1 protein-coding gene is annotated in these 457 nt (G+C 60.8%); it reads left to right on the plus strand.

Annotated elements, in window-relative coordinates:
- Window positions 1-354 (plus strand): ChbG/HpnK family deacetylase (locus BN1139_RS12665; protein ID WP_041980547.1); only part of this gene is annotated, 354 nt, incomplete at its 5' end.
- Window positions 355-457: the final 103 nt, after the last annotated feature.

Raw genomic sequence — 457 nt, forward strand, 5'->3', positions numbered from 1 at the left:
CTGGTGGAGGCTTTCGCCAAAGCGCATGAACTGCCCCTTCGCATCGACCGGGACGAAATAGCCCGCCACGGCCTGACCGTCAACCACCCGCAGAGCTGCGATCGGTTCGACGACCGTTTCTACGGCGCGCAGCTGACCCAAGCCAGCCTGCTACAACTGCTCGATGAGGCCAGTGAACAGGGGGCCCATTCCCTCGAGATCATGTGCCACCCCTCCTTTATCGATCTGGAGATGCAAGGCAGCTCCTACTGCCAGCCCCGCCTCAACGAACTGGCGATCCTGACCGACCCATCCCTGCCCGCCCTTATCGCCGAGCGCGGTTACCGCCTCGCCAGCTATCGGGAGTGGCAATAGCCAGCACGCCATCAGGTGGACCGATAAAAACCGCAGATACAAAAAAGCCCAAGCGGGTGACCGCTTGGGCTTTCTCTTTGAATATGGCGGAGGAGGTGGGATT

Origin of the sequence: Aeromonas veronii bv. veronii (assembly GCF_000820225.1) — a bacterium.
Taxonomy (GTDB): domain Bacteria; phylum Pseudomonadota; class Gammaproteobacteria; order Enterobacterales; family Aeromonadaceae; genus Aeromonas; species Aeromonas veronii.